The following is an 8,732-nucleotide window of genomic DNA, read 5'->3' as shown; positions in this document are numbered from 1 at the left end:
GGCCACGATGACGTCGGCCGCTTCGAGCACGCGCAGGCCCTTCACCGTGAGGAGGCCGGCGTCACCAGGCCCTGCCCCGACGAGCCACACCTTCCCGGTCGCGTCGGCGGTCATCGGGCACCTCCCGTGACGAGGAGGCCGCGGCGCTTCAGCATCCTTCGCTCCAGCGGGCCGAAGAAGACGAGCTCGATCAGGATGCCGATCGCGAGGATGAGGATGATGGTGGCGAGCACCCCTGCCATGTCGGCGAGTTCCCGTGACTGATCGAGCATCGAACCGAGGCCGAAGCCGATCGAGCCGCCGGTCGCGATGATCTCGGCCGCCATGAGCGAGCGCCACGAGAACGCCCATCCCTGCTTGAGTCCGGCGAGATAGCCGGGCAGGGCCGCGGGAAGGATCACCGAGGTCGCGAGTTGCCAGCGCGTCGCACCCAGCACCGTGCCGACGCGGCGCAGCTGCGGCGGGACCTGGTCGATGCCGGCGATGAGGCCATTGACGATCGAGGGGATGGCGCCCATGAGGATCACGAAGTAGACGGTCGCGTCCGACAGCCCGAACCAGATGATCGCGGCGGGCACCCACGCGACCGAGGGAAGCACCTGCAGGCCCGAGATGATCGGGCCGACGGCGCGGCGGATGGGCCGGACCTCGGCCAGCAGGAGCCCGATGGGCGTGCCGACGACGATGGCGATCAGGAAGCCGACGATGCCCCGCTCGAGGCTCGTCATCACGGCCTCCTGGAGGCGGCCGGTGTCCCAGGCCAGGCCCAGGGCATTCCACACGTCGAGAGGGCTGGGCACCTTGTCGGGGCGCGGCTGCGCGATAACGACGTACAGCTGCCACGCGACGATCAGCAGCAGCACGAAGACGACCGGCGGCACGACGCTCGCCGCGAACCGGCGCCAGCGGCCGGCCTCGCGATCCGTCGTCGTCTGGAGGCTGTCGAGCCCGGCCTCCAGCGAGCGCAGGTCATCCGAGTGAGCGGATGGGGCATCCGTCTTAGCGACGGTGAGGGTCTCAGGCGGCATTGCGGCGGATCTCCTTCCGCAGCTGGTCGGTGATCTCGACCGAGAGCGCGGCGACCTCGGGCGACTCGATGCGGCGACCCGTGGTCTTGGCGATGGTCCACTCCTGGACGATGCGGCCGGGGCGGCTGCCCATCAGCACCACGCGCTGGCCGAGGCGCGCTGCCTCGCGCACGTTGTGGGTGACGAACACGATCGTGCGGCCGGTGGCCCGCCACACGCGTTCGAGCTCCTCGTGGAGGAGGTCGCGGGTGATGGCGTCGAGCGCGGCGAAGGGCTCGTCCATCAGCAGGACGGGACGGTCCTGGGCGAGGGCCCGAGCGAGCGCGACGCGCTGGCGCATGCCGCCCGACAGCTCGTGCGGGCGCTTCTCCGCGGCATCCGCGAGGTTCACCGCATCGAGCAGCGCGATCGCCTTCTCTCGGCGCTCGCCGCGGCGCACGCCCCGCAGGCGAAGCGCCAGCTCCACGTTGCGCCGGGCCGTCAGCCAGGGCATGAGGGCGGACTCCTGGAACATCACGGCCGAGCCGGCCGCGGGCGTCTCGACGCGCCCGGACGTCGGCCGGTCGAGGCCCGCGATGAGGTTGAGGAGCGTGGACTTGCCGCAGCCCGATGCCCCGAGGAGGCACACGAATTCGCCGGGGGCGATGTCGAGCGAGACGTCGTCGAGTACGACCGGGCCGGTGCCGAACCGCTTCGAGATGCCGTCGATGCGCACTGCCGGCGCGGGAGCGGGCGCCGGCCGGCGCACCGGTGTGACGCCGTCGAAGCTCGGGCTGAGTGGGGTGGACGCCCCCGCGCCCGGCGTCGCCTGAGCGGCACCGGACGCGGGAGCGGGAGCGGAGCTCATGTCAGTCCTCACCGAGCCCTGCCGCCGACACGGTGTCGGCGCCGTCGGACTCCCGCAGCTCGTTCAGCAGCCGCAGGTCGAACAGGCCCTCAATCGAGCCCTCCTTCTGCGTGCCGGCCGCGACGCCGTCCTCGACGAGTGCCTCGAATGTGTCGGCGTGCGGGTCGACCGAGAACGTGACGTGCTCGAGCGCCCGCGTGATGACCTCGTCGGCCAGCGGCTTGCCGGTCTCGGCCTCGATCGCGCCGTTGATCACGGCGGGGGCGTCGGCCGGGTTGTCGGCGATCCACTGCACGGCGTCGGCGTGACCCTCGAGCAGGTCGGCGACCACGTCGGGGTGCTGGTCGAGGAAGTCCTTGCGCACCAGCAGCACGGTGGTCGGGAACTCGCCGTCCTCCCACAGGTCGGCCTCGTCGACCAGCACGTGGGCGCCGGCGTCGACGATGAGCCGCGACACCCAGGGCTCGGGCAGCCATGCGCCGTCGACCTCGCCCTCCTGGAAGAGCGTCAGCGTCTGGGCGTTCTCGGTCGGCGTGATCTGCACGTCGCCGCCCCCCGACGTGTCGGTCTCGTACCCCTCGTCGACGAGCCACGTGCGCAGCGCGACGTCCTGCGTGTTGCCGAGCTGCGGCGTCGCGAGCGTGGTGCCCGCGAGGTCGGACGCGTCGTCGATGCCCTCGCGCACGACGAGCGCGGCGCCCCCGGTCGCGGCGCCCGCGACGATGCGCGCGGACTCGCCGCCGGACTGGATGAACGTGTTGATCGACGGGTTCGGGCCGATGTAGGTCGCGTCGATCGCGCCCGCCGAGAGCGCCTCGATCGCGGCAGGGCCGGCGTTGAACACCTGGGTCGTGACCTCGAGGACGCCGAGGGCGTCCTCGAAGAGGCCCTCCTCGAGCCCGACCAGGGCTGGCGCGTGCGTGACGTTCGCGAAGTAGCCGAGGCGCAGCTCGCTCACCGGCTCGGCGGCCTGACCTGGGTCAGCCGAGGCGGCAGCACAGCCCGACATCATGGCGGCCACGAGTCCCAGAGTGGTGATCGTCGTCGCAGTGCGGATGTTGTTCACGGTGTCGCCTCCTTCGTTCGGCAGATACAGGGATGGGTGGAGCGCGTGCGACCCGAGCCGGTGCTCAGTCGCGCACGATGCCGGCGGCGAGCGTCGCGCCGTCGGACGGATGGATCACGAGGAACGAGCCCCCGTGGCGGCTGGTGCGGTACGGCTCGAGCGGCAGGTCGGCCGCCAGCCGCAGCCGCACGCGGCCGATGTCGTTGGTCTCGAGCGTCTGCGCCGGCACGTGCGTCAGCTGGTCGAGGTCGTAGCGCGACTCGATCTGGGCGACGAGCGCCTGCACGGTCGCCGTGCCGTGCTTGACGAGAACGCGGATGCCGGGGATCAGCGTCCGCGCGTCGAGCTGGAAGAGCTCCGCCTCGAACTCGCGCTGGGCCGACGGCAGCGTGCCGGCCGCTGCCACCACCGCACCGCGGGCGGTGTCGACGTCGTCGGCGAGCTCCAGCGACACCGACTGCGGCGCCCTCGCCTCGTCCACCTCGACGCCGGCGGACCGGATGCCGGTGACCGAGGTCGCGATGCCCGACGGGAAGACCTCGACCCGATCGCCGACGCGCACGGCGCCGCTCGAGATCCGGCCGGCGACCGCGCGGTAATCACGCAGGCGCTCGGTCTCTGCCGGGTCGGCCGCGACCTCGGGGGCAAGACCCCCCTGCGGGCGCAGCACGAGCTGCACCGGCAGCCGCAGCGGCTCGAGCCCGGCGTCCAGCGCGTCCGCACCCGGAAGCGTCTCGAGCAGCTCGAGCAGCGCCGGGCCGTCGTACCAGGGGGTCCGCTCGGAGCGGTCGACGACGTTGTCGCCCTCGAGGGCCGACACCGGCAGCACGTGCAGGTCGTCGATGCCGAGCTCGGCCGCGACGGCCGCGGCGTCGCGCGCGACGGCGGCGAAGGCGTCGCCTGCGAATCCGACCAGGTCGATCTTGTTGACCGCGAGGATCACATGCGGCACGCGCAGCAGCGCGACGACGGCGAGGTGGCGCCGGGTCTGCTCCACGACGCCCTTGCGCGCGTCGACGAGCACGACCACGGCGTCGGCGGTCGTCGCACCCGTGACCATGTTGCGCGTGTACTGCACGTGTCCGGGGCAGTCCGCGAGGATGAACGACCGCGAGCCGGTCGAGAAGTAGCGGTACGCGACGTCGATCGTGATGCCCTGCTCGCGCTCGGCCCGCAGGCCGTCGGTGAGCAGCGCGAAGTCGAACTCGCCGTGCGCGAATCCGCGATCGGCCGACGTGCGGGCGACCTGCTCGAGCTGGTCGGCGAGGATCGCCTTGGAGTCGTGCAGCAGGCGCCCGACCAGCGTCGACTTGCCGTCGTCGACCGACCCCGCCGTCGCGAACCGGAGCAGCGTGGGTTTCTCGGCCGAAACCGGTCGCGGTGCTTCGACGCGCTCGGCGACCGTGGACTGGGCATCGAGCGACATCAGAAATACCCGTCCTTCTTGCGGTCCTCCATGGCCGCCTCGCTGAGGCGGTCGTCGGCGCGGGTCGCGCCCCGCTCGGTAAGGGTCGACACGGCGACCTCGGCGACGATGTCGGGGACGGATGCCGCGTCCGAATCGATCGCGCCGGTGCAGCTCATGTCGCCCACCGTGCGGTAGCGCACCGTGCGGACCTCGACAGACTCGTCGCCGCGCGGCGGCGAGAACGGTCCGACGGGGCGCCACATGCCGTCGCGGCGGTACACCTCGCGCTCGTGCGCGAAGTACAGCGGCGGCAGCGCGATGCCCTCGCGCTCGATGTAGCGCCAGACGTCCAGCTCGGTCCAGTTCGAGATCGGGAACGCGCGCACGTGCTGACCGGGCGTGTGGCGGCCGTTGTACAGGCTCCACAGCTCGGGTCGCTGGTTGCGCGGATCCCACTGCCCGAACTCGTCGCGCAGCGAGATGATGCGCTCTTTCGCGCGTGCCTTGTCCTCATCGCGGCGCGCACCGCCGAAGACGGCGTCGTGCCGGCCCGCCGCGATCGCGTCGAGCAGCGGCACGGTCTGCAGCGGGTTGCGGGTGCCGTCGGCGCGTTCGTGCAGGCGGCCGTCGTCGATGTAGTCCTGCACGCGGGCGACTTCCAGACGGATGCCGAGACGCCGCACCGTCTCGTCGCGGAAGGCCAGCACCTCGGGGAAGTTGTGTCCGGTGTCGACGTGAAGCACCGGGAAGGGCACCTTGCCGGGCGTGAACGCCTTGGTCGCCAGGTGCAGCACGACGACGGAGTCCTTGCCGCCCGAGAACAGCAGCACCGGCCGCTCGAACTCGGCGACGACCTCGCGGATCACGTGGATCGCCTCGGCCTCGAGCAGGTCAAGCGTGGAGAGCTCGGTTCCCCGCTGCCCAGAACAGGTGATCTCGCCTGCGCAGGACGAATCCTCGGGGATCGTCCTGCCCTCGCCAGATGTCCTGTTTTTAGCGACGAGGGTTTCCGTGAGTGTCCGAGTCATACGTGGAGCCCGCATTCCGTCTTCGAGAGGCCGGCCCAGCGGCCGGACCGGGGATCTTCGCCGGGGGCGACCGGCTTCGTGCACGGTTCGCAGCCGATCGAGGGGTAGCCGTTCGAGACGAGGAGGTTGACCGGCACTTGGTGGGCGCCGGCGTAGTCGAGCAGATCGTCGAAGGTCCACGCGGCGACGGGGTTGACCTTCACCAGGCCGTTGCGCTCGTCCCAGGTCACGAGCGGGGTGTTCGCGCGGGTCGGCGCCTCATCGCGGCGGACGCCGGTGAACCACACCTCGTATCCGGCCAGCGCGTCCTGGAGCGGCGCGACCTTGCGGCGCGCGCAGCACAGCCCGGGGTCGCGCGCGAAGAGCTTCGCGCCGAACTCGGCGTCCTGCTCGGCGACGGTCTGCTCGGGCAGCACGTCGACGATCCGCACGTCCAGCACGCGGCCCACCTCGTCGCGCGTGAAGCGGGTCTCGGCGAAGTGGTAGCCGGTGTCGAGGAACAGCACGTCGACGCCGGGCAGCTGCTCGGCGACGAGGTGCGGCAGCGCGGCGTCGGCCATCGAGCACGCGACGGCTGCGGCATCCGTCCCGAAATTGCGGGCGACCCACGCGACCACGTCGGCGGGGGATGCCTCGTCCGCGGCGAGACTGCGCAGCTCGCGCTCGCCCTGCTCCGCGAGCGCCCTGAGCTCTTCGCGCGAGCGCTTCACGGCGACTCGTGGTGCGAGCGACACGGTCATTGGAGGGCCTCCTCGTCGGCGCGGTGAGCCCACTGGGCGAACGTCTCGCCGGCGGCGGCATCCCGCTCCGACAGGAAGCGACGTACCACGCGGTCGACGTAGTCGGCGATGCCGTCGGCGGCGACCTTGAGCCCGCGCACGGTGCGGCCGAGGCCCGGCTCGTCGCGGTCCTGTGACGCGAGGCCGCCGCCGAGGTGCACCTGGTAGCCCGGGACCTGCTCGCCGTCGATCATCACGAGCTGGCCCTTGAGCCCGATGTCGGCGGTCTGGATGCGGGCGCACGAGTTGGGGCATCCGTTCACGTGGAGCGAGATCGGATGCGGGAGGTCGAAGCCCTTCAAGCGCTCTTCGAGGTCCAGCACGGCCGCCGTCGCGTTGACCTTGGTCTCGACGATCGCGAGCTTGCAGAACTCGATTCCGGTGCACGCGATCGTGCCCCGGCGCAGGAGGCTCGGGCGCGCCTGCAGCCCGAGGACGTCCAGGTCGGCGATGAGCGGCTCGACGTTCGCCTCGGGCACGTCGAGGATCACGAGCTTCTGGTGCGGGGTCGTGCGCAGGCGGCTCGATCCGTGCGCCTCGATGACGTCGGCGAGCTTCGCGAGAGTCGGGCCCGACACGCGGCCGACCAAGGGTGTGACGCCGATGTAGAAGAGGCCGTCCTTCTGGCGATGGACGCCGACGTGGTCGCCGTGGGTCTTGGGCTTGGCGGGCGCCGGACCGTCGGGCAGCGCGTAGCCGAGGTACTCGTCCTGCAGCACCTGCCGGAATTTCTCGGCCCCCCACTCCGCGAGGAGGAACTTCAGGCGCGCCTTGTTGCGCAGGCGCCGGTAGCCGTAGTCCCGGAAGATCTCGGCGACGCCATGCCAGGCATCCGCCACCTGATCCGGCCGGACGAAGACGCCGAGGCGCTCGCCGAGACGCGGGGTGGTCGACAGCGCACCGCCCACCCACAGGTCGTAGCCGATGCCGAGCTCGGGGTGCTCGACCGCGACGAACGCGACGTCGTTGATCTCATGCACGACGTCTTGGCTCGGGTGGCCGGTGATGGCCGATTTGAACTTGCGAGGGAGGTTCGCCAGCGACTCATCGCCGATGAAGCGCTCGGTGATCTCGTCGATCTGCGGTGTCGGGTCGATGAGCTCGTCGGCGGCGATGCCGGCGACGGGGGAGCCCAGGATGACGCGCGGCACGTCTCCGCACGCCTCGGTCGTCTGCAGGCCCACACCCTCGAGCCGGCGCCAGATCTCGGGCACGTCCTCGACGCGGATCCAGTGCAGCTGGATGTTCTGGCGGTCGGTGATATCGGCGGTGTCGCGCCCGAACTCCGTCGAGATGCCCGCGATGACGCGCAGCTGCTCGGTGGTCAGCTGCCCTCCGTCGATGCGCACGCGGAGCATGAAGTACTCGTCCTCGAGCTCTTCGGGACTCAGCGTCGCGGTGCGGCCGCCGTCGATGCCGGGCTTGCGCTGCGTGTACAGCCCCCACCAGCGGAAGCGGCCGTGCAGGTCGGTCGGGTCGATGCTGGCGAAGCCGCCGGCGGCGTAGACGTTCTCGATGCGCTCGCGCACGTCGAGTCCGCCGCCCTGCTGCTTCCACTCCTCGTTGCCGTTGAGCGGCGCGGTGCCGTCGATCTTCCATTGGCCGTTGGGCTTGGACGACGGCCGCGGGGGGCGAACGGCAGCGCGCGGTCGCTCGGGGGCGCTGAGCGCTTCGGTGTCGCTGATGGTCACGGTGCCTCCGGGGGACTCCCGAGCAGCGCTCGGGCGGACTCCATCGAGCCCATTCCGTGAGGCTAGAAGCGTGCGCGGCCGCGGCCTATCCGAATGTCAAGCGGCGTTAACCGACGTAACCGTGCGTCACACACTTGCGCGGTCGCAGCTCGCGGACTGGGTGCGGCCCGCAGCCAGGCGTCATCTGGAACCCGACACCGTTCCGTCATCAAACAGACAGCGCTAGAACGTGTTCGCCGCGCTCCACGTTCATCCGCGGGCCGGAGGGTCTGTCGTGGCGGCGGGGTCGCCGCCATGGGGATTGCGCCGTACGGCGCAGAAAGAGATGCGTGGTGACTGACGTCGTCGCGAGCGAGGGGCCGGGACACGGGGGCCCGCGGATCACCTTCACCGTGTTCCGGTCGATGGACGACCCGATGCTGCGCTCGTGGGTGCGATTCCGCTCGCCGCTGGTCGGCTCGTCCGTACCGGACGAGCTGCAGGCCCTGGGCCGCGGCGAGGATGCGCCGCGGCGCGGACGGCAGACCGGTGCCGCCGAGCCGGGCTTCTGGCGCCTGCTGGCGTCGAACAACCGCGAGGTCGGGCGCAGCTACCTGCTGTACCGCAGTTTCGACCACGCTCGCACGCATGTGCAGCAGTTGCAGGCGGAGCCCGATGACCTTGCGGCCGCGTATGTGTCGGGGCCGCACAACGGCGCCCGCGGGTGGGTCGTGACGTTCCAGGGCACGCCGGTGATGACGTGCGCGCGGTGGTACGACTCGACGTCGGCCCGCGCGGCCGCTGCGGCCGGCGCGCTCGCGGCCCTGCCGACTGCCCAGGTGGCGGACGTGCCCGATCGGAGCGGCCCTTCGGGGCGCTTCCTGCGGCGTGCCGAGCAGGGCGCCG

Annotated in this window: 9 protein-coding genes; 1 reads left to right on the top strand and 8 read right to left on the bottom strand. The window is 71.4% G+C overall.

What is annotated here, in order from left to right; all coding sequences use genetic code 11:
• The 8 genes from EIO58_RS08350 to EIO58_RS08315 all read right to left on the bottom strand — a co-directional run.
• Positions 1-114: SAM-dependent methyltransferase (locus EIO58_RS08350; protein ID WP_240658648.1), on the bottom strand; the 114-nt coding region annotated here is incomplete at its 3' end.
• A complete protein-coding gene (locus EIO58_RS08345; protein WP_127819139.1) occupies positions 111-1,028 on the bottom strand; it encodes an ABC transporter permease in 918 nt (305 codons plus the stop codon). The genes EIO58_RS08345 and EIO58_RS08350, both read right to left, overlap by 4 nt.
• Positions 1,018-1,875: an ABC transporter ATP-binding protein gene (locus EIO58_RS08340; protein WP_127819138.1), complete on the bottom strand. Its 858-nt coding sequence runs from the start codon at positions 1,873-1,875 to the stop codon at positions 1,018-1,020. Before EIO58_RS08340 ends, EIO58_RS08345 begins: the two co-directional genes overlap by 11 nt.
• 1 nt (position 1,876) lies before the next feature.
• Positions 1,877-2,941 carry an ABC transporter substrate-binding protein gene (locus EIO58_RS08335; protein WP_127819137.1) on the bottom strand — a complete coding sequence of 355 codons (1,065 nt, stop codon included), beginning with the start codon at positions 2,939-2,941 and terminating at the stop codon, positions 1,877-1,879.
• Positions 2,942-3,005: 64 nt separating this feature from the next.
• Positions 3,006-4,367, bottom strand: a complete 1,362-nt coding sequence (locus tag EIO58_RS08330) for a sulfate adenylyltransferase subunit 1 (protein WP_127819136.1) — start codon at positions 4,365-4,367, stop codon at positions 3,006-3,008.
• Complete coding sequence (cysD, locus tag EIO58_RS08325) at positions 4,367-5,377, bottom strand: sulfate adenylyltransferase subunit CysD (protein ID WP_240658646.1); 1,011 nt, start codon at positions 5,375-5,377, stop codon at positions 4,367-4,369. Before cysD ends, EIO58_RS08330 begins: the two co-directional genes overlap by 1 nt.
• A complete protein-coding gene (locus tag EIO58_RS08320) occupies positions 5,374-6,117 on the bottom strand; it encodes a phosphoadenylyl-sulfate reductase (protein ID WP_127819135.1) in 744 nt (247 codons plus the stop codon). Before EIO58_RS08320 ends, cysD begins: the two co-directional genes overlap by 4 nt.
• On the bottom strand, positions 6,114-7,841 hold the full coding sequence (locus tag EIO58_RS08315) for a nitrite/sulfite reductase (RefSeq protein WP_274543200.1): 1,728 nt from the start codon (positions 7,839-7,841) through the stop codon (positions 6,114-6,116). The genes EIO58_RS08320 and EIO58_RS08315 overlap by 4 nt, the downstream gene beginning before the upstream one ends.
• Before the next feature lie 338 nt (positions 7,842-8,179).
• Between EIO58_RS08315 and EIO58_RS08310 the strand changes: the two genes are divergently transcribed.
• On the top strand, positions 8,180-8,732 hold a 553-nt coding region (locus EIO58_RS08310), incomplete at its 3' end, for a hypothetical protein (protein WP_164861592.1).

Source organism: Microbacterium sp. CPCC 204701, from assembly GCF_004010105.1.
Taxonomy (GTDB): domain Bacteria; phylum Actinomycetota; class Actinomycetes; order Actinomycetales; family Microbacteriaceae; genus Microbacterium.
The sequence above is the reverse complement of the archived record's forward strand: the minus strand, read 5'-3'. Positions and strand labels throughout refer to the sequence as shown.